General features: G+C 61.8%; 20 protein-coding genes. 6 read left to right on the plus strand and 14 right to left on the minus strand.

Annotated elements, in window-relative coordinates; genetic code table 11:
• Window positions 1-787: 787 nt before the first annotated feature.
• Window positions 788-1,465, plus strand: a complete 678-nt coding sequence (locus BV106_RS04320) for a hypothetical protein (protein WP_265595324.1) — start codon at window positions 788-790, stop codon at window positions 1,463-1,465.
• 221 nt (window positions 1,466-1,686) lie between these two features.
• Here BV106_RS04320 and BV106_RS04325 read toward each other — a convergent pair whose 3' ends face one another.
• From BV106_RS04325 to BV106_RS04380, 12 genes are all read right to left on the minus strand, one after another.
• A complete protein-coding gene (locus BV106_RS04325; protein WP_038161025.1) occupies window positions 1,687-1,947 on the minus strand; it encodes a hypothetical protein in 261 nt (86 codons plus the stop codon).
• A gap of 55 nt (window positions 1,948-2,002) precedes the next feature.
• Complete coding sequence (locus BV106_RS04330) at window positions 2,003-2,455, minus strand: hypothetical protein (RefSeq protein WP_038161028.1); 453 nt, start codon at window positions 2,453-2,455, stop codon at window positions 2,003-2,005.
• Window positions 2,456-2,704: 249 nt separating this feature from the next.
• Window positions 2,705-3,358 carry an FMN-binding negative transcriptional regulator gene (locus BV106_RS04335; RefSeq protein ID WP_038161030.1) on the minus strand — a complete coding sequence of 218 codons (654 nt, stop codon included), beginning with the start codon at window positions 3,356-3,358 and terminating at the stop codon, window positions 2,705-2,707.
• Between the two features lie 91 nt (window positions 3,359-3,449).
• Entirely contained in the window at window positions 3,450-3,920 is a 471-nt protein-coding gene (locus tag BV106_RS04340) for a type III secretion system chaperone (RefSeq protein WP_038161033.1), read from the minus strand.
• Between the two features lie 90 nt (window positions 3,921-4,010).
• Entirely contained in the window at window positions 4,011-5,141 is a 1,131-nt protein-coding gene (locus BV106_RS04345) for a hypothetical protein (RefSeq protein WP_038161036.1), read from the minus strand.
• A 751-nt stretch (window positions 5,142-5,892) separates the two neighbouring features.
• Window positions 5,893-6,321 carry a response regulator gene (locus BV106_RS04350; protein WP_081891512.1) on the minus strand — a complete coding sequence of 143 codons (429 nt, stop codon included), beginning with the start codon at window positions 6,319-6,321 and terminating at the stop codon, window positions 5,893-5,895.
• On the minus strand, window positions 6,318-7,355 hold the full coding sequence (locus BV106_RS04355) for a chemotaxis response regulator protein-glutamate methylesterase (RefSeq protein WP_038161039.1): 1,038 nt from the start codon (window positions 7,353-7,355) through the stop codon (window positions 6,318-6,320). The genes BV106_RS04350 and BV106_RS04355 overlap by 4 nt, the downstream gene beginning before the upstream one ends.
• Window positions 7,352-9,694 carry a hybrid sensor histidine kinase/response regulator gene (locus tag BV106_RS04360; RefSeq protein WP_038161040.1) on the minus strand — a complete coding sequence of 781 codons (2,343 nt, stop codon included), beginning with the start codon at window positions 9,692-9,694 and terminating at the stop codon, window positions 7,352-7,354. Before BV106_RS04360 ends, BV106_RS04355 begins: the two co-directional genes overlap by 4 nt.
• Complete coding sequence (locus tag BV106_RS04365) at window positions 9,691-10,314, minus strand: chemotaxis protein CheW (RefSeq protein WP_051945044.1); 624 nt, start codon at window positions 10,312-10,314, stop codon at window positions 9,691-9,693. Before BV106_RS04365 ends, BV106_RS04360 begins: the two co-directional genes overlap by 4 nt.
• On the minus strand, window positions 10,311-11,621 hold the full coding sequence (locus BV106_RS04370) for a CheR family methyltransferase (protein ID WP_038161042.1): 1,311 nt from the start codon (window positions 11,619-11,621) through the stop codon (window positions 10,311-10,313). Before BV106_RS04370 ends, BV106_RS04365 begins: the two co-directional genes overlap by 4 nt.
• Window positions 11,621-12,082, minus strand: a complete 462-nt coding sequence (locus BV106_RS04375; protein ID WP_038161071.1) for a chemotaxis protein CheW — start codon at window positions 12,080-12,082, stop codon at window positions 11,621-11,623. Before BV106_RS04375 ends, BV106_RS04370 begins: the two co-directional genes overlap by 1 nt.
• A gap of 21 nt (window positions 12,083-12,103) precedes the next feature.
• Complete coding sequence (locus BV106_RS04380) at window positions 12,104-13,819, minus strand: methyl-accepting chemotaxis protein (RefSeq protein ID WP_038161044.1); 1,716 nt, start codon at window positions 13,817-13,819, stop codon at window positions 12,104-12,106.
• 326 nt (window positions 13,820-14,145) lie between these two features.
• Here BV106_RS04380 and BV106_RS35030 point away from each other — a divergent pair, with 326 nt between their 5' ends.
• A complete protein-coding gene (locus BV106_RS35030; RefSeq protein ID WP_051945049.1) occupies window positions 14,146-18,117 on the plus strand; it encodes a S8 family serine peptidase in 3,972 nt (1,323 codons plus the stop codon).
• A 15-nt stretch (window positions 18,118-18,132) separates the two neighbouring features.
• On the opposite strand, the gene BV106_RS04390 is transcribed toward BV106_RS35030, so the two are convergent.
• On the minus strand, window positions 18,133-19,041 hold the full coding sequence (locus BV106_RS04390) for an AraC family transcriptional regulator (protein ID WP_038161047.1): 909 nt from the start codon (window positions 19,039-19,041) through the stop codon (window positions 18,133-18,135).
• Between the two features lie 152 nt (window positions 19,042-19,193).
• Here BV106_RS04390 and BV106_RS04395 point away from each other — a divergent pair, with 152 nt between their 5' ends.
• Together BV106_RS04395 and BV106_RS04400 are read left to right on the plus strand one after the other, a co-directional pair.
• On the plus strand, window positions 19,194-19,955 hold the full coding sequence (locus BV106_RS04395) for an SDR family oxidoreductase (protein WP_038161050.1): 762 nt from the start codon (window positions 19,194-19,196) through the stop codon (window positions 19,953-19,955).
• A 115-nt stretch (window positions 19,956-20,070) separates the two neighbouring features.
• Window positions 20,071-22,776 carry a carboxypeptidase regulatory-like domain-containing protein gene (locus BV106_RS04400; protein ID WP_265595326.1) on the plus strand — a complete coding sequence of 902 codons (2,706 nt, stop codon included), beginning with the start codon at window positions 20,071-20,073 and terminating at the stop codon, window positions 22,774-22,776.
• A gap of 26 nt (window positions 22,777-22,802) precedes the next feature.
• On the opposite strand, the gene BV106_RS04405 is transcribed toward BV106_RS04400, so the two are convergent.
• Window positions 22,803-23,306 carry a hypothetical protein gene (locus BV106_RS04405; RefSeq protein WP_038161056.1) on the minus strand — a complete coding sequence of 168 codons (504 nt, stop codon included), beginning with the start codon at window positions 23,304-23,306 and terminating at the stop codon, window positions 22,803-22,805.
• Window positions 23,307-23,417: 111 nt separating this feature from the next.
• On the opposite strand from BV106_RS04405, the gene BV106_RS04410 reads away from it, so the two are divergent.
• Together BV106_RS04410 and BV106_RS04415 are read left to right on the plus strand one after the other, a co-directional pair.
• Complete coding sequence (locus BV106_RS04410) at window positions 23,418-23,942, plus strand: hypothetical protein (RefSeq protein ID WP_265595327.1); 525 nt, start codon at window positions 23,418-23,420, stop codon at window positions 23,940-23,942.
• A 24-nt stretch (window positions 23,943-23,966) separates the two neighbouring features.
• Window positions 23,967-24,509, plus strand: a complete 543-nt coding sequence (locus BV106_RS04415; RefSeq protein WP_038161062.1) for a metalloprotease family protein — start codon at window positions 23,967-23,969, stop codon at window positions 24,507-24,509.
• Window positions 24,510-24,634: the final 125 nt, after the last annotated feature.

Genomic DNA, 24,634 nt, shown 5'->3' on the forward strand with positions numbered 1-24,634 from the left:
CCCCCGGCCAGCGTGAGCGTTGGTTTTTCTGGATTGGAAATGAGGTCGGCGGATTCCATGGTGCGTGCGCAGTTTTTTACGAGCGGAATGTTACTGCTACGGGCTGGTTGGCCAACCAGCAAATGACGCAAAAGCGCGGATCGAGGTTGACGGGGAGCGCAGGCGGCCCGCCTGCTGCAAGGGCGGTTCGCCCGCAGTCGAAGGGTGTCCCCGGGCATCGATGAATTGACGAGGGAACTCCAAGGGAGTTCAATAAACCGTTCAGATCACCTACAGACCAGCGTCCTGCATGCGATGGACACCTCAGGGACGTTGCCACGGTCTGTAGAACTCACTTCGGAGTTCCGGTCCATCTGCGGCATACCCAGGGTGGCGGCTCGTGCCTCGCCTTACCCTGGGCTATTTTGTTTGACGCCGTTGGCGTCAGGGAAATGATGCGAAAAATGGGTGCAACCCACATCGAAAACGCCGCCTGATTTTAGGGTCTTTTTCGGAGTTAGAAGGCGGCAAAAAACCTCCAAAAAGCTTGCCGTTGGACGTCGTTTTTCGTATCCTGAAGCACTTCAATTTGCCCTCCATTCCCCTTCGGATTTCAGGGAGATTATTTCCTAACTTTTCAACCGGATCTGGCAGCCATCCAGCCTCTTGTTGACGCATCGCAAGCCTTCGTCTGTTGGACGGGCAAGGTCATGCTGTGCCCGCAGCATCATGGCAAGATCAATCCCTTTCCCGACGCATGATCATAAGCCGACCAGAGGCGAGGTTCGCGCGACATGCCAATCATTTTATGACCCAAACCCAACTGTTGGAACGTTGTTGTCAGCAGCCTGAAGCTCATCTGGCGGTGGCTGCAATGAATCACTATCAGGCTTATCTGACAGGCTACCAAATCGTGGCGGACACGGACGAGGAAGACTTCGATCTGGTTCATTTTGAGAAACAATTGATGGCAGACTACAAGCTGAAGAAAAGATGGTGCTCCTCGCGCTCTGCCTTGTGCTTTCTAACGCTGGTTGAAGGCGATCCAAACTCACTCCATGTGTATCTCAAGTACCGCCAGCAACTCGCTGTTCGCTCCGAAAGTCAGACTCTTGCAAACGAGCACCGAAAAGACTGGGACCTCGAGGAGCTTCTCTCTGTGCGAGGTGCCATACGCAGACGTCCCAAGATGTATCTCGGCAATGACGCAGGCTCAGGTCATGTCTGGTCTTTGATCTCTGGGGCACGTTGGGCAGAGAAGGACCACCCCAGAGAAACAGGAGAAGGATGGGCTACACGGTTCATGCGGGAGTTCCAAATCAAGATAGAACAGTGCAATCCCTGTAGCCGCGGCGTTCCATGGCACCGGACCCTTTGGTTCAACTGCCTGTGCGCTCACGACATATCCCTCTCAGGGTTCTTCTCGTGTTTCACCTGCTTTCAGTCAGGGGGTATCTCCGACGATGGAGATGATGATGACGAGTGAGGCGCATGGGTGGACATAAGCCCGGCAACGGGAGTGCCTGGGACCTGGTTGCACATCGCTGCCATCCCTTCAGGATGGAGTTTCTCATCCCATCTACCGGGGGTATCAGTCGCTACGCTCCTTCAACCACCCGGCTACCTTCTGTAATGCCTTCGGCATCGAAAGAGGCGATGTGATTCCACGCGATGACATGCACCAAGGCTCAAGGTGGCGCGATCGTGCTACTGCTGCCTCTTGCTCTGGATGTCATTCCACAGCGCAGCTAGGCATAGTCCGGGGATCGCACCGATGAGGAAGTTCAGAACGGTCACAGACCCCATCACTGCGGACGGCGAGTGCAGGGCGTAGAAGTAGCTGCCCAGGAACTGGAGATGGGAATAGCCGGAACCGTAGTGAAACCCTTGCACCTTGAACAGCTCCAGGCCGAGGCCGAGCGTCATCGTCAGGAAGCCGGTGATGGAAGCGGTGAGGAGAGGGTTCATGAGGAAAGGCGAGCGGGTGCGGTGGCGAATGTCTCTGGTCTCCCTGACGCTGCTTTCACAACACCAGAAGCAGCAATCTCAAAGCCCCATCACCCAGGTATCTCGAGAGATAAACGCCTGCGACACTGCCGCTTACAACTGATAGCACTGTGCACACGGTCGATGAAGCGGAAGCTGGACGATCGGTCGGGACACCCAGATCCACATCATGACGACGCTTGAGATCAAGCAGATAACCAACGGTCCTGGCACTGGCGACGAACAAGCCTGCGCACGCCGCTCCCACCAGCAAGGGATACAACAGGCCCCACAGCCAGATCAACCCGGCTTTCTGAAAGTCCCGCCAACTGTGAACATCAAAGCCCGCGGATAGCGTCACCACCGCCCCAAACAGCCACGCCAATGCAATTTGTTTCACCCTGGCAAGCAGATCCAACAGTAAACCGCAGAGCCTGGATGACATGGTGTGGGCAAACATCATGGTCCCGGCAGCGATGTCAATTGCCACGCGGGCAGAGCGGGGCCTGGAGATTGCGTGAGATGAAGGCTCTGCCATCCCTTCAGGATGGAACGTTTTGTCGCTGGTACCGGGGGTATCGGTCGCTACGCTCCCTCAACCGCCCGGCTACCTTCTGTGATGCCTTCGGCATCGCGCCGGAAGCCATGCTCCAGATGATGCCACCGAAACAAGAACCGGGACGGTTCTTCCACAGTAGGGGCGCTGGGTAGAGTGAGGTCGTCTTGGCACATAGCCTCATCAGGCGGGTGAATCAGTTCTGGATTCAGACACTCCGCCGATCAACCCGGCCATCATGGGACAGCCGCCTTCGTTGGTCAGCCCGGCTCGGACGCCGGCCTGATCGGCTTCAGAGCGATTCTGGCTGACCTTCCATTTGCCCTCAATGTGGGAGATGGGGATCTCGACGCCGACGATGGCGTGGAGTTGCGCGGCAATGAAGGGCTCTGGAGCATCGGTCACGGCCCAGGGTTCGGCGCGGGCTTGTTCCTGGGCGCTGGTCAGCAGGTCGAGTTGATCGCGGATCCACTCGGGATCATCCATGACGCGCGGCAATCCGCGAGCCTGGACCATGGCGTAGTTCCACGTGGGGACGACCTTACCGTGCTCGGCCTTGGAAGCGTACCACGACGGCGTGATGTAGGCCTCGGGCCCTTGGAAGATCACCAGAGCTTCTGCCCCAGCGCGCAGGTCGTTCAGTTGGGAGTTGGCCCGGGCCAGGTGGGCGCGGAGAATGCCCTGATTCCGCTCACCACCCTCGACTAAGACGAAGGGGATGAGATTGGCCTGGATTCCCTGCTCCCCATGCGTGATGAGCGTGGCCAGAGGGTGCTCACGGATCAGGGCGTGGAGCACGCTGAGGCGCTCCTCGCGGAACATCTTGGGGTTGTACATCAGCGGGAGACTCAAGACATGGAGACGCAAGACGCAAGACCTGAGTTCAGAGCAGGTGAGGTTGTCCGCCGCTTGAGATGATCTCTCATCCTCAGGCCGGAATCCCCATCGGATGCCCGAGAGTGGAAACACTGTCCGCGGTGTTGGGCAGAGCTTCCCCCTGGATCAGAGCGGTCCAGGCTTCGGCGGTGTCCACGAACTGACCGACCAGATCCGTGAAGCTCACGGGATTGAGGGCGGCCAGGGAAGCCTGCCGCCACAGGCACACATTGCCGGTCTCGGGTTCAAGGCTGAGAGTGGCTCCGTGGGTACCGGTACCGACCCAGTTGGCCTCCAGCAGACAACGCTGGAAAGCGGCACCTTCCACATCGGGACTGGGAGTTCCCAGGTCGCTCACCAGACGAATCGCTGCTTCCTTCTCGAGTTCCACCAGATACACGGTGATGCGGTCATCGAACTGCAGGGCGCAAGCCCCGTTTTCATCGAGCCCAAGCTCGTCCAGGCCGGTCTGCTCTGCCAGGGCGGCGAGCAGGTATTTGAAGTCGTCGGAGATGGCGGTCATACAAGTAACGGACTAAGGGGTGCGGAGGGAGATCCAAAACCCATGCCGCTGAATGAACGGCATGGGCTTCAGGAGTCAGCTGAGGTGGTCTTACTGAAGGGACTGGAAGAAGGGATTGTCCGTGAAGGTGGCCTTGAACTGGGCGTAGTCGGGGTCGAAGGGATCCACACGTTTTGTGGCCGGCTCACCACGCACGCCACTGGGGCCCATGCTGCGCAGTGCAACTTCGTATCCTTCCTCACCGGGCTGGTAGGTCCGCGATCCGATGCGGAAGCTGGAGTACTCCATGTTCGGAAGTGGTTCATCTGATTCCGGGCGATCGCTGGTGCGAATGCCGGCCTGCCGGAGGGCGTCTTCCATCTCCCGGAGCACCGCGGCCATCTCCGGGCCATCCTGCCCGGGCATGGCGTAGAGGGTGAAATGGGCACCTTCGTGCAACCGTTCGGCATCGTTCAACTTGCGGTTCAGTTCCTGCCGCTTCGCCGGATCCGTCTCCGTGTTCAACTGGTCAGTCAGTTTGATGATCTCAATGCGAGCCTCGTTGATGTCCACCACCTTCCACCGATGGATGGGGCAGTCGGGCCGGTTGAGAATGGGGGCCAGCACATCATAAGCCTTGCCCACGTCGTCCGGGTGCACGGAGAGGTGCACTTTCTCGTTCCGGGGGTCAGGAGGATTCATGCCGTACTCCATGCGGTGAAACTCGGCAAAGGAACCGTCGCCCACGCTGTTCTTCACATAGACACCGTTGTTGACCTTTTCCGGCTTGAGCGTGCCTTCGTAAGTCTCGAGCTCCGTGGGATTTGTCTCACCAAACTTGTTTTGGAGGGTGCTCTTCACCTTGTCCGTGATGGTGTCCATCCCGAAGTCTTCCTGGAACTTCTTGGCCTTGCCAGGATTGACCAGCACCTTCTGGAGGCGGTGCATGGTGAGCTCTTTCCCGCCTTCGATGTAGCTTTTCAGGCGGGCGCTTTTGGGATTGAGATCGAGCGCTTCCGCCGCCGCCCTCCAGGCTTTGGCATTCTTCGTGGCCCCAGTGGCTCCGGTGAAAAAGTGCTTGATGCTGCGGATAGCATCACGGCCGGATCCCTGGCGGCTGGCACGGAAGCCGTGCTTGCCGAGCACGATCTTGTCCCGCTCACCGAGGGTGCCATCGGTGGCGCCGGTACGATGAAGCAGGGTCTGACCCAGGTTGTGGACGGAATGACTGGTGGCGTTCATGGCGATGACTGGCTTTCTATCTCTGACACTGACGGGATGGCTTTTCTTTCTGCCTCATACTCTTGTCGGATGGGCGAGAGGGTTACAGGGAGGTGTATGAAAATTTTTCTGGGGAGAAGGCGGAGGCCGGGAGGCGGGACGTTGACGGTGAGATGCCGGACGGAGAGGTGAGGGATGTGCCATGAGTGTCAGAAGCCGCGCTAATGTTAGCTCCTGAAATCCTTCAACTGGGCCGCCACAACTCCTGCGGAGTAGAGTTCTCACGACCCTGACCCAACGTAGACTCGCTGGAAGCTCGCCAACGTTGGGCTTGTAGCCGCATCCTCTTCGAGGAAGAGCTTCGATTGAAAATGCCGTGGGTGATGACGATAGGTTGCGCTGCAACGCCGCGCACCGAAAAAACGGGCGCCTGCCAAGGACCTGGGGAGCGCACGCATCTTGCGTGCTGTTTCCGGCATCTTGCCGGGAACGTCAGTCAGCGGGTGGTCTCGCGAGGGGCAACCAAACATTCCTGCCACATCGCATTCGAACGATGTGGAGGCGTTGAAGACGATGGGAGAAAAAGCGGATCTTATCGGCCTCCCCACCTGAGCACCCTCTATGGAAAGTACCCAAGGTTGACTCGCTTAGGGCTCGTCCAACCTTGGGCTGTGCTACAGATCCCATTCTGGGATCAACTTCGGTCTGACCCGGACGGCACCTCCGGGCTACGCCAGAAGCGACGCTGCAGGAACTCGCTGAAACCTCGACCTTACGCCGATCCAATCAATGCCCGGATGCGTTCGATGAGGGCGGCCTTGGGCGGGGGCTTGACCATGAACTCATTGGCCCCGGCCTCTGCGGCGCGGGTGCGGGTGGCGGTATCTTCTGCGGCGGAGAGGACGATCACCGGGGTGGTGCGGGAGCTCTCCTGGGCGCGGTACTGGCGCACGAGTTCGACGCCATCGATCTCCGGCAGGACGAGGTCCTGGAGGATGACATCCGGCCTAATTTCCTGAACCCTGGCCACGGCCTGGGTGCCATCTGCACAGTAGTGAAAGGTGATGTCCGGCTGATCCAGGAACATGCGGCGCACCACCTCCCCAATGATGCGCTGATCATCCACCAGCAGCACCTTGATGGTGGCGGAGGAAGGGGGCGTATCAGGACTTTCAGGCGGGCGGGCTTCGGTACTCATCATGCGAGGGAGGGAATTTTGACTTGGGGGAAATGCCGGGACAGGCGCGGACCGATCTGGTCCAGAGGGAGGACCTCTACAGCAGCGCCGAGCGCCACCGCAGCCTTGGGCATGCCATAGACAATGCAGCTGGCCTGATCCTGCGCAACGGTGAATGCGCCGTGGTCGCGCAGGGCCTTTAGTCCCTTGGCTCCATCCCGGCCCATGCCGGTGAGCAGAGCGGCGGCGATCTCGCCTTTCCAGTGACGGACCACGCTCTCAAAAAACACGTCCACAGAGGGGCGATAAGAACAGTTGCGCGGCTCAGAGTGGTAGCAGAGCAGGCGGGGGCCGTCGAAGACGAGGTGGTCATTCGTACCGGCCAGGAGGGCCACGCCGGGTTCCGGGTGGTCGCCATCCTCAGCCAAGCGCACGGGGATGCGGGACTGGCCGTGCAGCCACTTGGCCATAAGGCTGGCAAACTGGGCGTCCACATGCTGCACGATGATGAGGGACGCGGAGAAATTCGGCGGCAGATTGCCCAGCACCTCGGCCAGGGCGGCAGGACCGCCCGCAGAAGCCCCAATGACGACCAGACGGTTCTGCGCCACGGCCATCGCGGGTGAGTCCGGGGGCGGGGTGGCGTGGGTGCGGGGTGCCCGACCGGTGATGAGGCGGCTAAGCACGCCGATCTTCGCCAGGAGCGCCGGTCCCCCATCCCCCCGGCCATCCGGGCCGAGGACCGGGGTGGTGACCACATCCAGGGCGCCGGCGCCGAGAGCCTCAAACACCTTCGAAGTGTGGCTCTCCACACTGGCGGTGACGATGAGGATGGGACACGGCGACTGCACCATGATCTGCCGGGTGGCCTCCACGCCGTCCATCACGGGCATGAAGATATCCATGAGGATAAGGTCCGGGCGGTCCTCGCCACAGCGGCGCACGCCCTCCGCCCCATCTCGGGCGATCCAGGCCACCTGGTGCTCCCCGGACTTGGTGAGCACCCGTGAGACGGCCTCCACCGCCATGGCCATGTCGTTGATAATAGCGATCCTCATGCTCCAGCCTCCCCGATCAAATCTTGTAGCGCACGCAGCAGCGTCTCATCGTGGAAGCTGCCCTTCGTGAGGTAGTAGTCCGCCCCGGCCTCCAGGCCGCGCTGACGATCCTCCTCGCGGTCTTTATAGGAAACAATCATCACAGGCAGAGAGTGGAGGCGGGTGTCTTTCTTGATGTGGTTCACCAGTTCGATGCCATCCATGCGGGGCATGTCCACATCCGTCACCACCAGATCGTAGTTGCCCGTGCGCACGGCGTTCCAGCCGTCCATGCCATCCACGGCGACCTCGACGACATACCCCTTGCTGCTGATGAGTTTGCGCACCAGTTCACGCACCGTGAGAGAGTCATCCACCACAAGCACCCGCTTGCGGGACTTCCGCCCCTGTGCGGCATCGCCACGAGACACGTGGGCGAGACGGCCGCCTGAGACGAGGAGCTCGATGGAACGGACCATGTCATCCACGTCCACAATGAGGACGGGCGACTGGTCCGGCATGAGGGCCGCAGCACTGATGTCCTTGATCTTGCCTAGGCGCGGATCCAGGGGCAGCACCACCAGTTCCCGCTCGTTCAGGAAGCGGTCCATGACCACGCCGTAGCGGCTGTTCTTGTCCCCCAGCACCAGCACAGGCACCTCTGCCTCTGCTGCAGGCGCGTCCGGCACGCCCAACACTTGGTGCGCCGTGACCAGGCCCACCTGCTGATCACCAAAGCGGAAGTGCTCGCGCCCCTCCACGGACTCGATCTGATCCCGCGGCACCTTCAAGGCACCCGCGATGCGGGCCAGCGGGAAGGCGTAAGTCTCCCCACCCACCTCCACGATCAGTGTGCGCAGCACGGAGAGCGTGAGCGGCAGCTGCAGCTGGAACTGCGTGCCCCGGCCGAGGTTCGATGAAATGCGAGCTCCCCCGCCCACCTCCTTGGCCATGGTCTGCACCACATCCAGGCCGACCCCGCGGCCAGAGAGCTGGGTGACGGTGTCCTTCATGCTGAAGCCCGGCAGAAAGAGGAACTCCAGCAACTCCGCGTCCGTCATTTCCGCAGCCAATGCAGCGGTGGTGAGGTTCTTCCGCACCACGGCGGAGCGGATCATCTCCAGATCAATGCCGCGGCCGTCGTCGGTGACCTCGATCATGAGCATACCGGCGCTGTGACGGGCCTCCAGGCGGATGGTGCTCAGGGCGGGTTTCCCAGCCTGGAGCCGGTCCGCCGGCAGCTCGATGGCGTGGTCCACCGCATTGCGCAGGAGGTGGCCCAGCGGGGCCTCCACGCGCTCCAGCACCTCACGGTCCACCGGCGTAGAGCCACCCACAATGTCCAGCCGCACCTCCTTGCCCAGCGAGCGGGCGGCATCCCGCACCAGCCGGGGGAAGCCCTGCACCCCGTCTGAGAAGGGGCGCATGCGGCAGTCCAGCACCTCCTGGTAGAGGCGCTTGGAGAGGTTGTAAAAGCGGCGGTCAAACAGGTCCAGATCTGTGATCTGGCCGGTCATCAGGTCCAGGTAGTCGCCAGTGCGGCGCTGCAGCTCCATGCACTGGGCCTGCACCCGCTCATCCATGCCGGCACCGGCCAGCGTCTCACGCAGGTTGGTGATCGACTGGCTGATGGAGTTCTGCAGTTGTTTCATCCGCAGCAGATCGCTGGCGAACGTGTTCACCCAGCGTGAGGCCACCACCGACTCCCCGGCGAATGCGAGCAGGCGGTTCAGGTTGTCCGCCGTCACCCGCAGGGAGCGCGCGGCCGCATCCGCCCCGCGTGTGGCGCCGGGCATGGCATTTCCTTGAACCGCGCTCCGGGCCTCTGCAACATCGGCCGGCTCTGCAGGTTCAGGCTCAGTCGCAGTCGGTTCAACGGGAGGCGATAAAACAACGGACGTGGATGCCGGGGCTTGCGTCGCAGGCACCACCGTGCCCGCCGGCTCCGCGATGGAGCTGGCGAGGGAGTCCAGGAAGGCCTCAATCTCCCGATGATGGGTGGTCTGCCACCTCTCCAGGTCCTCCTCCGCCACCTTGGACAGGCGGGAGAGCAGGTCCACGCCGTCCAGCAGCAGATCGATGCGCTCCTGCGGCAGGGTAATGTGGCCATGCTGCGCCGCCACGAAGCAGTCCTCCATGCTGTGGGCGATGCGCGCCGCGGCCCTGTTGTCCACGATGCCCGCCGCCCCCTTCAGGGAGTGCGCGCTGCGCATGAGCTCCTCGTAGTGGCGGGCGACCTCCGGCTCACGTTCGAGCGCCAGGAGGTGCTCCGTCATCACCACCGTCTGCGTCTCCACCTCCATGCGGAAGAGATCCGCCAGAGAGAAGTCGCCCAGGTCGCCACCGTCAGTTGCGCTCATGAAAGACTCCGGTTGAGGGTGTAGAAGAGCAGCTCGTCATCCAGGCAGCCCACGGTGCGATCCCGCCATGGGAGCAGACCCTGGGTATAGGAAACACGGCTCTCCGCCAGGGTGGTCGGCACGGGGCGCAGGATCCCGGGATGGTAGCGGTGCACCCCCAGCACCTCGTCCACAGGGAAGGCGAGACGGTTGCCGCTGCGATTGGCCACCAGCAACCGGGGATAAACCCGGCGGCCGCCCTCCCGCACAGTGGCGGGTTCTTTGTCAATCCCTAGAACCGAGCCCAGGGACACGCACACCAGCAGCTCCCCGCGGATGTTCACCACCCCACGGACGATCCCGTCCATGCGATGCGGCAGGCTGTGCACCGGGCACTGGTCTGCCACCTGCTGGAAGATCTGCGTAGGCAGGGCGAGCCACTCCACGCCGATGCGGAAGATCAAGGCAGAGGTGGTGCCGACATCGGCCGCCCGTTTTTCACTGGCGATCCGCTCCGTCCACTCACGCAGGTAGTCCTCCGGCGGGGCACGGTCCAGCAGGAAGAGGGCTCCCGAGGCGCCGCCATTGTCCCTGCCCGGGACGGGGGTGTCTGGTTGGGATGGAGATTGGGATTGAGTCATCGGGCCACCTCCTCACTGCGACGGGCACGCTGTTGCAGGCGGCGGGCCTCTGCCAGGTCGCCCTGGTTCTCTGCCAGCAACGCGAGGTGCAGCAGGGCTTCGGAATGGTTGGGATCGAGGTACAACACTTTGCGGTAGCATTTGGCCGCCTCCACCGGATTGCCCAGCATGTCGCGGATGAGCGCCAGCAGGTAGTACGCCTCCACCGAGGGGCCGTGATCATGCAGATGGCGCTCACAAGCAGTGACCGCCTCCGCGAGGTGGCCGGCATCCGCGAGCCGGGTGATGGCGGCGAGCGCGGAGGCGGCAGCTGATGAAGTTGACGACGCAGCGGCCGGGGCCGATACGATTGCGGGTGCAGGAGCCAGCTTCTTGGCGGGGACGGGTTTCGCCGCCTTGGCAGGGACCGGCTTCTTGGGCTCCGTCCGGGTCGTAGTCGGCGAGGTGAAGGGACGGAAGGCGGGGGCCGCAGTGGCAGCGGCCCCGGGAGCATGCGCCCCGCTCTTTCTGGCCGAGCGACGGCAGGCGAACGCGGAGGGGAAGTCCACCGAGGTGTAGCCAACGCTGCGGGTCAGGAAGGTCTCCGCCGGACCGACAAAGAGGAGGCCGTGAGGGGCCAGCAGCCGGTCCAGCGCCCGGATCACCCGCTCCTGCGTAGGCGCGTCGAAGTAGATGAGCACGTTCCGGCAGAAGATGGCGTCATAGCTGCCGGTGCCCGCAAGCAGGTCATCAGACACCAGATTGGCCTGGCGGAAGTCCACACACTCGCGCACCAGCGGGGTGAGACGGTGCAGCCCCTTCTCCTCCCGGAAGTACCGTTCGCGGAAACTGACGTCACTGCCGCGGAAGGAATTGCGGCCATACACGGCCCGGCGCGCCTGGGCCAGAGCCCGCTCGCTGATGTCGATGGCATCAATCTTGAACCGCATGGCCGGCAGCCCGGCATCCAGCAGCGCCATGGCGATAGTATAGGGCTCCTCCCCGGTGGAACATGGAGCGCTGAGCACGCGCAGCCGCCCGGTGGGATGGGCGGCCCCCCACTCCTGCCTCACGTGCTGCACCAGCGCGGCAAAGGCTTCTCCATCACGGAAAAACCAAGTCTCCGGCACCACCACCAGCTCCACCAACTGGGCCAGCTCCTCATCCGAACGACGCAGGACATTCCAGTAGGCGTCTGTTTCCTGCAACCCACAGGCCGCCATGCGCTGGCGCACGGCATTCGTCACCACGGACTTCCCCATCGTGGCGGAATCCACTCCGATCGACTCCTTAAGCAGATTCGTGATGTGGTTGTGGCTGTGGGGCATTACGAGACCTCAAGCGGTTGCCGGAAGAGCACGGCACGGACTTCCTCAGAGAGCAGGGCGGACACCTCCACCCGCTGGATCATCCCACGGGCGTCATGCGTCACGGGCCCGAGATAAGGGGCGGAGTCAAGCCTCACGCCCGTCTCGGCAAAGTCCGCCTCCGTACGGCGGAGGGTCTCAGTGGTCTTTTCCGCCAGGAGACCCAACAGGTGGGTCTCTGCCCCATCCGCATAGTTCACCAGGATGATGCGGGTGCTCATGCGCTGCTGGGAGGGCTCCCCCAGGGCGATGGCCGCCAGATCGATGAGCGGCACCGGCCGACCATGGTAGGCAAAGACACCGGCCACTCCGGCCGGAGCCTGCGGCAGGGGCCGGTGCTGCACCAGGGGCAGCACCTCCGCCACCTGGCGCGTGTCCAGCGCGAAGCGGTGCTGACCCAGTTGGAAGACAAGAAGCAACATGACCAGACCTCCCACGATTGCCTAGCTGGACACCTTGAACCGGGATACCCCGCTCTGCAGCGCGGACGTGACATCGGTGAGCTGCTGGATGGCCAGGTTTGACTGCGTGAGGGACTCCACGGTCTGCTGCGCCGCCTCGCCCAGTTGCACCAGCGCCTCGCTGATCTGCTGCGCGCCCAGGGACTGGGACTGCATGCCCTCGTTCACCGTCTCGAAGCTGGGCGTGAGCGTCTGCACCTTCTCAATGATCTCCGTAAGCTGGGTGCCCACCTGATCCACCACCTCCGCACCGCGGCGCACTTCTTCAGAGAAGCGGTCCATGCCCATGACCCCGGCAGACACGGCGGACTGCATCTCCTTGACCATCTGCTCGATGTCCGACGTCGCCACGGCGGTCTGGTCCGCCAGACGGCGGATCTCTGTGGCCACCACGGCAAAGCCGCGGCCGTACTCGCCAGCCTTCTCCGCCTCAATGGCGGCGTTCAGGGAAAGGAGGTTGGTCTGGTCTGCCACCTTCGTGATGGTGGTGACGACCTTGTTGATGTTCCCGGCCTTCTCACTGAGCACCGCCAGGCGGGCATTGATGGAGCCGGACGCCTCCATGATCTGCGTCATGGTGGCCTCCATGCGGGTGAGGCCGGTCTGGCCGCTGGCAGCCAGGGTGGCAGTTTCCTCGGCCGTCTCCGTCACAGACTTCATGGCCTTCACCAGTTCCTTGGCCGTGGCAGAGATCTCCTTCGCCGTCGCGCCGATCTCCGTGGTGGTGGAGGAGATCTCACTGGCCGTGGCCTGCTGCTGGCGGGCGGTGGCGGCGATCTCTGTGCCGGAGGTGGTGACCTGGATGCCGGACTTCTGGACCTGGCCAATAAGGGCGGAGAGCTGCTGCACCATGGTGGCGAGGGCATTGCCCACCACATCCTTGGCAGACTGCGGCCTGATGGCCACGGTGAGATTTCCTGAAGCCACCTGCTCGGCCCCACGCGCCATTACCTGGAGGGAGGTCGTCATGCGGTCGAAGGATGCCCCCAGCGTCCCCACCTCATCGGTGCGGCCCGGCATGGCGGTGACCACATCCAGATCACCCAGGGCGATCTGCTCGGCAGCACGGGAGATGTTACCCAGCGGGATGGCAATGAGGCGGTTCAGCGCCACGGCGAGCACCAGCCCCACCAGCACCGCGATGATCCCCAGAGTGATGACCATGAGCAGCGCGCTGTTCACCCGGGAGTCAGCATCGCTCCGGGCCAGATTGGAGACCTCTTCACCGAGGTTGCGCATGCGGTCGTAGCGGTCTGATTGCGTCCCCGTCACCAGCACGCGTGCCTCTTCCACCTTCCCGGCGAAGATGGCCGGGATCACCTGTTCATCACGGATCTTGTTGTACTCGTCCCGCTGCGTGACCCATTCATTGATCCGCGACAGCAGTTCAGGATTGCCGCGCACCTCCTCCTTCAGCGCCGCGATGAGCTGGGAGTTCAGCTCCTTGCGCGCCTTCAGCGCGGCGAGCTCGGCATCCTGTGCGGCACGATCGGTCTCGTGCATCATGGACAACAGGGACCCGCGCTGGGCGTTGATGTTGCTGTCCAGCCGCGCCACATCCGCCGCTACATTATAGTCGAGCTGCACGGTCTTGAGCGCCTGATAGGCCACCACTACCACCAGCACCAGCAGGATGAGGATGGAACCGAAGGCGAGCAGGAGTTTGGCACGCGTCTTGAGATTGGTGAACCAGTTCATAGATCAGGGGAACAGAACAATGAGAGCACAGAAAACACTGCGGCGAGACAGCACGACGCGGACCGGACCGGGCCATTGCCCCGGCCTCTGGACCCGGAACCCAAAGAGTTTCTCCACGTGGAACCTCGCACCGCCTGCCACATACGCCGAAACTATGGCAAAAATAATGGCTCCGTACAAGCAGATCCCTGACAATCGCATGCGCAACCCCTTGGGAGGGAGGGGTTTGGCGGCAGAATTTGGCCCATGACACCTTGGGAAGGAAGCCTTGACTAATCGTCAACTCCATGGATCAATCAATGCCAGACCCCAGACATCTTTAATCCATGAACCCCCAAATTCCCGACCGTCGGTTCAAGACAGTCATCTGGTTGGTCATCGTGGCGCCACTGGCCCTCATGACACTGGTTGTCACCTTGCGGTCCCCGCAGAAGGGAACGCCTACCCCCACTTCGCCCAAACCCGGGCATGAATCGGCAGCCACCGCGGCCAACTTGGCGAGGAGGGAGGCCACCGGTCCGTCAGCCGCAGCTCCACAGACATCCGGCCCTACAAAGTCTGAGGCCGCCAGGGAGAACCCCGCTGACTCCAGCGCCATCGCGGGTGCTGCGGGACCCACTTTCACAACCGACACGGTGCGCCGCCTGGGGGCCAAACGCGTGTTGGAGACCCGCGTGGTCAAAGGCAGCGCCCCGGACTCCACCCAGGTGGATTCATTGATCGAGACAAACGGAAAACACCCCATGGTCGTGCTGCGCCAGGAGTACTCCGGATCAAGCCCGGCACCAGACAAGCTGGTGACTGAAAAGGCCTTTGCCGCGAGTCACGTGCTGGCCGCAAGCACCGCAGGCGAAAGCCTGGACGCCTTCCAGCAGCGCATGGCTGCCCTGGGTTATGAAGTGCTGCGCTCCCTGCGGGGATCAAACATCCATGTGGTGGGGATCAAGAAGCCAACGCTGACGGGTGTCGATGAAGCCGTGCAGCAGATCGCCACCGCGGAGCCGGACTATCTGGTGTTCACGCACGAAGTCCTTGAACCCGCCCGCCAGCTGGTCTGGGTGGAGAAACAGCGCCGGTTCCTCGATCTGGACCGTCAGTCCTGGTGGGAGGAGGGCGAAACGCAAGCCCTGAACGGCACGGTCCGGCCCGCCTCCGTGCTTGACGACGTCAATGCCTCAAACTCCGGGGCGGAAAGGGTGCTCAACTTCGACGGCGGCAAAGGCACCTACCGGCCCTATGTCCACATCCAGGGGTTCAAGGTCTCACGCCCCTCGACCGACGAGTCCGTGTATGTGCAGAATGCGGAATCCACCGGTTACCCCGACAACGGGGGCTACTACGTGCGCACCCTCTTCAGCGAGTCGTCGCTGGTCCTGCAACACAAAGACGGCCTTCCCTTCACCCCCCATCAGGTGGACCTGTCGGAGTACAGCACCGTGTTCCCCAACATGCACACCCTTCAGGTCGTCGGCGAGAAGGCGGGAGGAGGAACGGTCACCACCTCCTTCACGACGGACGGCATCATCGACGGCACCGGCGCCAAGAAGGACTTTCAGACTTTCGTTTTTCCCTCGAACTTCCAGTCCCTGGTGAAGCTCACCTTCAACAATGCCCCTTTCATGACGGACAACCTCAAGGTGACTCTGGAGGGCCAGGAAGCACCGCCGCCGGCTGTGCCGGATCTTCCGGTAGTCTATGTGGCGGGCTGGGATGAAGCCCCTCACCAGGTGGGGAGCCCAAGCGAGGTGGGCGGGCGCAAGGCCCCTACCAGCCTGAACTTTGGCCTGCCCGTCGTCAGACAAAACTTCGGTGGACTGTCGAACCGCCCGCTCGAGATGGTGGGCGGCGGGGGCTACACGAACTACTGCCAGCCCCGGTTCGACCTCGCATTGAATGCGAAGCGCTACCGGCTGGAATTTGATGTCACCGCCACCGAACCTGAACCATTCGCCATCTTCTTTGACGGAGTCACCAACTTCCTGCGCTTCGACCTCGTGCCCAGCATCACCATGATGGGCGGTTCCCTGGCAGCCACATCCCTGGACATCACCGCCGTCAATCACGTGATGCTTGAGGTGGATCTGGCCAGCCAGAGAGTGACCCTGCAAGTGAATGGTGGCACCCCGGTCATCGGCACCATCGTTTTCAGCCTGATCGACGTGGCGGACATCCGCTTTAGCGTCACAGACGCGGGGCAGCCGGGCGGGATGGCCATCGACAACGTCGTCATTCAGGCCTTCGACATCGGTGGAGTGGGTTCAGCACCCCGGCTCACCTGGTATCCCGTAGACGGTTTGAACTACGGCACGCTGCCTCTGGGCTCCTCCTCCACCCGTCTTGTCGCCCTGCGCAATGAGGGGGGCTCGAACCTCACCCTGACCAACGCCGCCATCGCGAACCCCCAGTTCAAACTGGAAGGAACGCTGCCCTCACAACTGCTTCCGGGACAGTCATTTAATGTGAACGTCAAGTACACGCCCAGCTCGCTGGCGTCTGCGACCAGCAGCCTTACCTTCAATACCAATGATCCCAACCGGCCCGCCGTATCCATCCCACTCCAGGGGCAAGTGCAGCAAACGCCCAAGATCGAGCTGAGTCCGGCGAGCCTCTACGCCCGCATGATGCAAAACACCACGGGCACACAACAGTTCAACATTCGCAACACTGGCTCCGCCCCACTGGACTGGACCATCATTCGTCTCAACCCGGAGGTGGAGAACCCACCAACTGGCATCACCCTCAACGATCCGCAGCTGGCCTCGCTCTGGAATCTGAAGAGTGGATCATCAGGTGGCATCAATGCCCAGGCGGCATGGACGGAGAACACCGGCGCAACTGATTTGGTGATCGCGGTCATCGACACGGGAGTAGCCAGGACCCACCCGGACCTCACCTCGAACATGACCGTCAATTCACGTGAAACGCCAGGCAATGGCGTCGACGACGACCGAAACGGCTACATCGATGATGTGCATGGCTGGGACTTCTTTGCCAATGATGCAGATCCCAACGACCTGAACGGCCACGGCACCCATGTGGCGGGCACCATCGCGGCGCGAGGCAATAACGCCACCGGCATCGCAGGAGTCGCCTGGAACTCGAAGGTTCTGGCCGTGCAGTTCCTTGGGCCAAACGGCTCCGGCTACACCTCAGACGCCATCGAAGCCGTGGACTATGCCCGCCTGCGTGGTGCCCGCGTGATCAACGCCAGTTGGGGCGGCGGCGGGTCCTCGACCTTCCTCCAGTCCAGCATCAGCAACTTCTGCACGTACAACAGCGGGTTGTTTGTGGCGGCCGCCGGCAACGATGCCCGCAATGGTGACATCTCGCCGCAGTATCCGGCCGGATACGCCGTGCCAGGCATTGTCTCGGTGGCATCTGTCACACAGTCCGGATACCTCTCCTACTTCTCCAACTACGGCGCCACCTTTGCCGATGTGGCAGCGCCAGGGAGCGACATTCTGAGCTGCTATCCGCCCACAGGTTACGCCGTCATGAACGGAACCTCCATGGCTGCTCCCCATGTGGCGGGGGTGGCGGCGCTCATCATGAGCGAGAACCGCAGCTACCCCGGTGTGCAGGTGAAAAACGCCCTGTTGCAATCTGTTGACGCCCTTCCCGGCCTGGTGGGCAAGGTGGCCAGCGAGGGCCGCGTCAACGCCTGGCGCAGTCTGGTCAAGACTCCCGAGACCTGGGTCCAGCCCCTGACCTACAATGGTACCGTGCAGCCTGGCCAGCAGCAGCCCGTGGACCTGAGCATCAACACCGGGTCGCTGACGCCGGGCAACTATCGCGTCACCCTGGCCCTCGCCACCAACGATCCCGCGAGACCCGCCCTGCAAATCCCGGTGGATCTCACCGTCGTCGCCCCGTCCACCCTGGCCTCCTGGCAGATGACGGAGTTCGGGCAGAATAATTTCCTCTATTCTGCAAATGAAGGCGTGTGGGCTTACGATGCCGACCCTGACCATGACAACCTCGGCAATCTGGTGGAGTATGTCCTCGGCACCTCACCCAATGCGAATGACAACCTGGGTTCCGTCCTGAACCTGCAGTCGTCAGGAACTGGTGCCAGCCTGACCTTCACGGCCCGCACGCAATTGGACGGCCTTTCCCTCATCGCCGAATGGTCTCAGAACCTGCGAGCAGACTCTTGGACCACCAACGGACTGGTGACCCAAGAGCTTTCCCGGGACCTGGCCGCCGGTACCTCGCGCTGGAAGGTCACACTTAACCCCGCCTTGGGGCAGCCTCCCACTGCCTTCTTCAGGCTGCGGGCGGTCACCCCGGAACCGTAGGTTATAGCACTCGATTCAAGCCAGGCGGACCAGCGCTTTCCTCAGCCGGTCCGCCTCGGCAGCGGGGCCTTCGCCAAAGAGGCGTTTGAATTCCCGGCTGAACTGGGAGGCGCTCTCATAGCCCACCTGAAGGGCGGCCATTCCTGCGTTGGCCCCTTCATGCACCATGAGCTGCCGGGCCTTGTGCAGACGGATGTTCTTCAAGTACTGCAACGGTGAAGAGGAGGTCACCGCCTTGAAGTGGGCATGGAAGGTGGAGACACTCATGCCCGCCTCCTGCGCCAGGAGGGCGACATCGTGGTTTTGGGTGTAATCGACATGCAGGCGGTTCAACACGCGGCTGATCTGGCCAAAGTGACTGTCTGGGGCGGAAAGCGATCGCAGACTGTGTCCCAAAGGCCCCTGCAACACCCGGTACACCACCTCACGCACGCGCTGGAGGCCCAAGATGCGGGCATCATCCTCCGTTCGCAAGCTCTCCAGCAGACGCACCGTGGCCTCACTGAGTGACTCGTCGAGACTGGCGGAGTCAATGGCATGGGGCTCCAGACCTTCATCCCTGATGGAGGTCATTTGCAGAAGCAGTTCGGCCACCATCGCGGGCTTCACCTCGATCGAGACTCCAAGCAGCGGCTCTCCCAGACTTCCCTCCGTCTCACACTCAAAGGGCAGCGGCACTGCCAGCACGAGGTAGTGGTTGGGATCGTAAATGATCTTCCGCCCGTCAAAGGTGCCGGTCTTGCGGCCCTGGGCGATGATCACGATGCTGGGGTCATAGACGATGGGGCTGTTCGGCACATGCTGGGTGGAGCGCATGAACTTCACCTCCGGCAACCGGGAATCACTGAACCCCTGCCCTGCTGCCAGGTCTGACAGGAGGTCGACGAGACGCGGGTTCGGACGCGGAACGGAAAGATCGATCATACAGAACAGAAGAACGACGGCGACAAGATGGGGCAGGCCCGGTGAGGCTCCAATCAAAATACGCTGCCCGCCCCTCCCATCGGAGGATCAGGCAAATCTCCCGGAGTTCCAGGTATGGTGAGGGGCGCCGGTTGGGGATACTGATGGGGCGTATGAAACACACCCAAAAGATCGCCCTCATCACCGGCGGCAGCCGGGGCCTGGGCCGCAACACCGCCCTCAAACTCGCCTCAGACGGCGCAGACGTCATCCTCACCTACCGCCAGGGCAAGGCGGAGGGTGAAGCCGTAAAAGCCGAGATCGAGGCCCTCGGCCGGAAGGCGGCCCTCCTGCAGATCGACGTGGCGAAGACCGCCGGGTTCGACGCCTTCCGCCAATCCCTGGAGGCAGTGCTCCAGGAAATCTGGCAGCGGAAGGACTTCGACTTCCTCATCAACAACGCCGGCATTGATCGCGCCTCGCCCTTCGCCGAGACAACGGAGACCGACTTTGACGATCTCATGAATGTGCACTTCAAGGGCGTGTTCTTCCTCACGCAGAAACTGCTCCCGCTCATTGCTGATGGCGGCCGCATCGTCAACACCTCCACCGGCCTGGCTCGCTTCTCCATTCCCGGATATGCCGCCTACGCCTCCATGAAAGGGGCCATCGAGGTCTTCACCCGCTATCTGGCCAAGGAGCTGGGGCCACGCCGCATCAACGCCAATACTGTGGCTCCCGGTGCCATCGAGACTGACTTCACCAAAGACGCCCTCAGCCATCCCGGCCTGCGTGATTTCCTCGCCTCCCAGACCGCCCTCGGCCGCGTCGGCGTGCCCGATGACATCGGCGGCGTCATCTCCTTCCTCTGCTCTGAGGAAGGACGCTGGGTCAATGCGCAACGAGTCGAAGTCTCTGGCGGCATGTTCTTGTGATGGCATCTGTGAGCTGGCGGCTCGCGTGGGCCGCCAGTTGCTCATGGCTCCCGTCTCCCGGTTCCCTCGGCGGTTTCCATTGCCGGGTCCGCAAAAACATGTTGGGATGTCGCGTGTGAAAACCCCCTTCGCACATCTGGTCTTTTTGTGGTCGTGGCTGTCGTCGGCTGCGCTGCCTGCCGCCCCTCCTGCCCCCTCGCAACCCTGGACGGTGCCGATTGACTGCGAAGTGGTGTCTGCCACGGGTGCGCCTGTCAGTAACGCCAAGGTTTATGTGAGCAGCGCTCCTTCCCGGGATTATCTCCTGAAGGATGCGACGGTCGCCCAAGGCGCCACCGATGCTGGAGGCCGGTTTCATGCCACCTACTCGCCCCCGCCCCATTGGAATCTCTTCTACGGCATGGTGACGGTGGATGGCGGAGCCGAAGGGATTGGTCTGGGCAATATCTACCATCAGCCTCCCATGCCAGCTCCCGGGAAGGTCCGCGTCCAGCTTCAGCCTACCTCGGAGTTGAGGGCCACCATCCTGACGCCGGAGGGCGCACCTGCTGCGGGACTCGAAGTTTGGGTGGGGGGATTGGCCCTCCCTGCTGACCCGGCGAATCCCCGGCCCCCTCTCACGGGAGAAGTGGGTCGCCTGCCGGGAAACCTTTGGCAGACCCGCACCGATGCCTTGGGCAAATGCGTCATCCCCCAGTTGCCCAAGGATGCGAGATTGTGGTTGCGCCAAGGAGACAAGCGTTGGGCCCAGTTTTCGGGACGGTACACCCTCCTTGTTAGCACGGCAGTCCGCGCTGATGCCAAGGAAACAACCATCCGGCTGACGGAGCCAGGATCCATCCGTGGCAGGGTCCTTCTGCCAGATGGCCAGCCTGCCGGACAGAGCATCGCCTCCATCATCGAGGCGGTCAGCCCCTACATCACCGCCCATGGTGATGAGGTTCGCTCAAACAACAAAGGTGAGTTTGTCATCCACCAGGTTCCCCCCTCCACCTACCATCTCCACTTCGACACGCAACCGCCACACTTTGACCGCTGGATCGGCGCGGACAAGGAAGACATCGTGGTGCAGGCGGGCAAGACGACCGACATCGGGGATCTGGTGGTCACGGAGGCGGCGCACATCGTCGCAAAGGTGGTGGATGCTGAAACGGGTCAGGAAATCGAGTCACCGTTGAAGTTCCGGCTCCCCGCGGGAAAACACAAAGTGGGATATCGGAACCAGCGGCATCCAGCGCCCGAATATCGTCCGCCGGGTCCGGGCGATATCCAACTGGTCGATCTTGCGGCCGGAGAAAACAAATCCGTCACCTTTCAGCTCGTCCGTACGAAACCCGACGACCGGGTGATGGGTACGGTGATCGACGAAAGCGGCAACCCTGTCGAAAACGCACGAGTCATCATGAAGGGGTATGATGACCTGCCGTATCCGTCGGAAACGACAACGGACAAGTCGGGCGAGTTCATGCTCATCCGCCGGAAGGATTCCAGCTCAGATGCAGTGATCGCCTATCATGGCAAGGCGATGTCTCCCATCATCCCGGTGGCGCCTGGGCAGACCATCACTCTTCAGATTCGTGAAAAGGGATGGAGCAAGGTGTCGGGAACAGTTGTAGATGAAAAGGGTGCCCCTCTGGAAGGAGCGGTCATTGGCTGGTTTCTCCCAGAACCCGTGAGTCGTTCTGCGCCGGTGATCCGATCAGTCAAAAGCGATGCCACAGGCCGGTTTGAGTTTCCCAGATTTTGGGATCGCGAGGAGGCCAGCTTCTATTGCAATGCCAATGGATATGGTAGTGGCAGTCTACGTGACAAGACCATCAAGAGAGGAACAGACCTGGAGTTGAAGTTCGTTCTGAAAAAAGCAACCCAGTCGATTTCTGGCGTCGTTCTGGATTCCCATGGCCAGCCCGTCAAGGGTCTCTGGGTCTATGCAGACGGGGATGATCAGCCCGGGGATCTGAAAGGTCTGACGGATGGGAATGGCAAGTTCCGGATCGAAGGACTTTCTTCAGGCCTGGTCCATCTCAGCACAAAATTGGAGACGGACACATTCTCCACTGAGACGGGACAATGGGTCACCAATGATGGTCGTCGGGTCAAACTGGTGCTTCCCGAGGCAAGCGGCGAGGTGAGCGGCACGGTGGTGAATGCCTCAGGCACTCCGATGGCAAGGGTGGAAGTAGATTCCTACGATCGCGGCCGGAAGACCATCACCGACGGGGATGGGAAGTTCAAATTGGGAGGTCTGGTGTCAGGATGGTTCACGGTAAGAACTCAAGCACCGGATGCCAATGGAGAAATGTTGGAGCAGGAGGTCCGGCTCAAAACTGGGATGAAGGATGTCACCATCACCCTCCCGGCCAGCAGGCCTGAGGAGAGAGTCCGACCTGTGGATCCAGTGAATCTAATCGGCCGGCCCGCCGTTCCAGTAAAGGTCTCGACGTGGGTGAACTGCGAGCCCCTGCCGCCTCATGGCCAGGGGAAGGTGCGCATCCTGGACTTCTGGGGATTACAATGCAGCCCCTGCCTGGCCGCCTTTCCCAAGGTGCAGGAGTTCTGGCAGAAACACCGTGACAAGGGCATCGAGATCGTCGCGTTGACCGGCTCCTACCCGAAGCAGGAGGTGGAGGAGTTCCTGGCCCAACACCCCACGTACACCTTCCCGGTGGCCTTGAAGGCCGAGGATTCCATGGCCAACTTTGACTACGATGTGCGGGGCAATCCCACCTACGTGGTGATCGATGGTTCCGGGAAGATCGTCCATAAAGGACATAGCTTCGATGACGCTGGAAAGGCTGCGCTCAGCGCATGGTCTCATTGATCCGAGTTGAATCGGTCTGAGTCACTCTACTCCTCTTCGAACAACCGGCCGATCGCCGGGATATCCTCCATCAGCTTTTCCTGCTTGCGCCAGAACAAGATGTGATAGTCGAACCGGGGATCGGTCTCGTCTTCCATGTACCGGAAAACTCCGGGATCGGTGTCCGCCTTCCAGTCCAGGATCTTCGCGGCTGTGAGCGCCGCGTCGGGAAATCTCCGCCCGGGTTGGCGGGGACACACGAGGGCATCGAGGACGTCTCCCGGCTTCAAGGAGAGATCGCCCCCCAGCAGGCACCGCAGATCGTAGCGGTGCAGCATCGGCTCGATCTTCGTCCGGTCCTCAGCCTCGACCAGCTTGCCATTCACAGATCGCACTTTGAGCGTGACCCGATGAAGCGACTCTTGGGCAGTTGCCGGAAGGTCCGGCGAGGCATCATCCTTGGGAGCCCGACTCCCCTGCCAGACGCCATAGCCCGTCAGCACCACCAGTCCGGCAAGAAGGACGGGCTTGAGGAAAGGGGGCACTTTCATACGGAGACTCCATCCATGACATGAACGCGTTCCTGACACAACTGCACCGCCTTGTTTTTCCACTTGCCTCCGTTGCGCCATGAAGCAGCATGGCGGCCACAATCTGGATCCATGGATGCCCCACCCCCTCTTCCTCCTGCTGATCAAACCGACCCGGCGGTCTGCGCCAATTGCGGCAACCCCCAATTGAGCGACCGCACGCCTCTGCCGGTCTGCGAGCCGTGCCGTTATGCCATGGTCCGTTTTCCCTTCCCCGTATGGGTGAAGGTCTGCGCTACAGTCGTCATCGCCCTGCTCGCGGCTGCGCTCGTGCAGATCCCGCAAAAATGGCAGGCAGCTATGAGTTACGCCGGAGCGGGTCAATACGCACAGAGCAATGATTGGGATGCGGCCTACGCCTCATACAAACCCCTCGCCATCAATCATCGCGATGACACGGACATGCAGCTGCGCTTTGCAGAGGCCTGCGTGAAAAGCCATCACCTGCGCGAAGCCATTGAGACGATGAACACCCTCGAAGGTCGCAGAGTGTCCCAGCACCAGATGGACAAGGCCAATCAGGTTGGCGATGCTCTGGAGTTCGCTCTGAAAAGGGAGGCCAAGAATGCAACCTCCAACCGCACGTTGCAGAACTAACCCTCCTACAGCCTTCTCTCACCCATGATCTTTATTCCCGCCCCGATCATCGCCGCCCTGACTTTTCCTGGTGTGGTCGTGCATGAGGCCGCCCACCAGCTGGCATGCCGCCTGACGGACACGCCGGTGCTGGATGTGAAGTACTTCCAGATGGAGAACCCCTCTGGGTATGTGATTCACGCACGCCCCTCCGGCCCGTGGAAGCACTTCTTCATTTCGGTCGCCCCGTTTCTGGTCAATACTCTTCTCGCGATAGCCATCGCCTTCCCCGTCGGTCTGGGAGCCGCTGGCAAAGTGGAGCCTGGCCTCATCGAAATGCTGCTGGGCTGGCTCGGCATCTCCATCGGCATGCATGCCTTCCCCAGCACGGGCGATGCAAGCAGCCTCTGGCAATCCATCAAGGCACCGGACACCGGCTGGGGTCTGCGACTGCTCGCCACGCCCATCTGTGGTCTCATCTTTCTCGGGGCCGTGTTGTCCGTTGTCTGGTTTGATGCCATCTATGCAGCCGCGATCTGCTTTGGCACACCGCATCTGCTGGTGGAATTCATGGCAGCTCACCCCTAAGACGCTCAGTCGAAGTTCTTCCTCGAAGAGGACGGGTTACAAGCCCAACGTTGGAAGGTTGCTACTCCGAAGGAATTGTGGCGGTCTGACAGTTCTCAAAATAACCTATACCTGGGAAGCTTGGG

Source organism: Verrucomicrobium sp. BvORR106 (assembly GCF_000739655.1).
In the GTDB taxonomy this organism is placed as follows: Bacteria; Verrucomicrobiota; Verrucomicrobiia; order Verrucomicrobiales; family Verrucomicrobiaceae; genus Verrucomicrobium.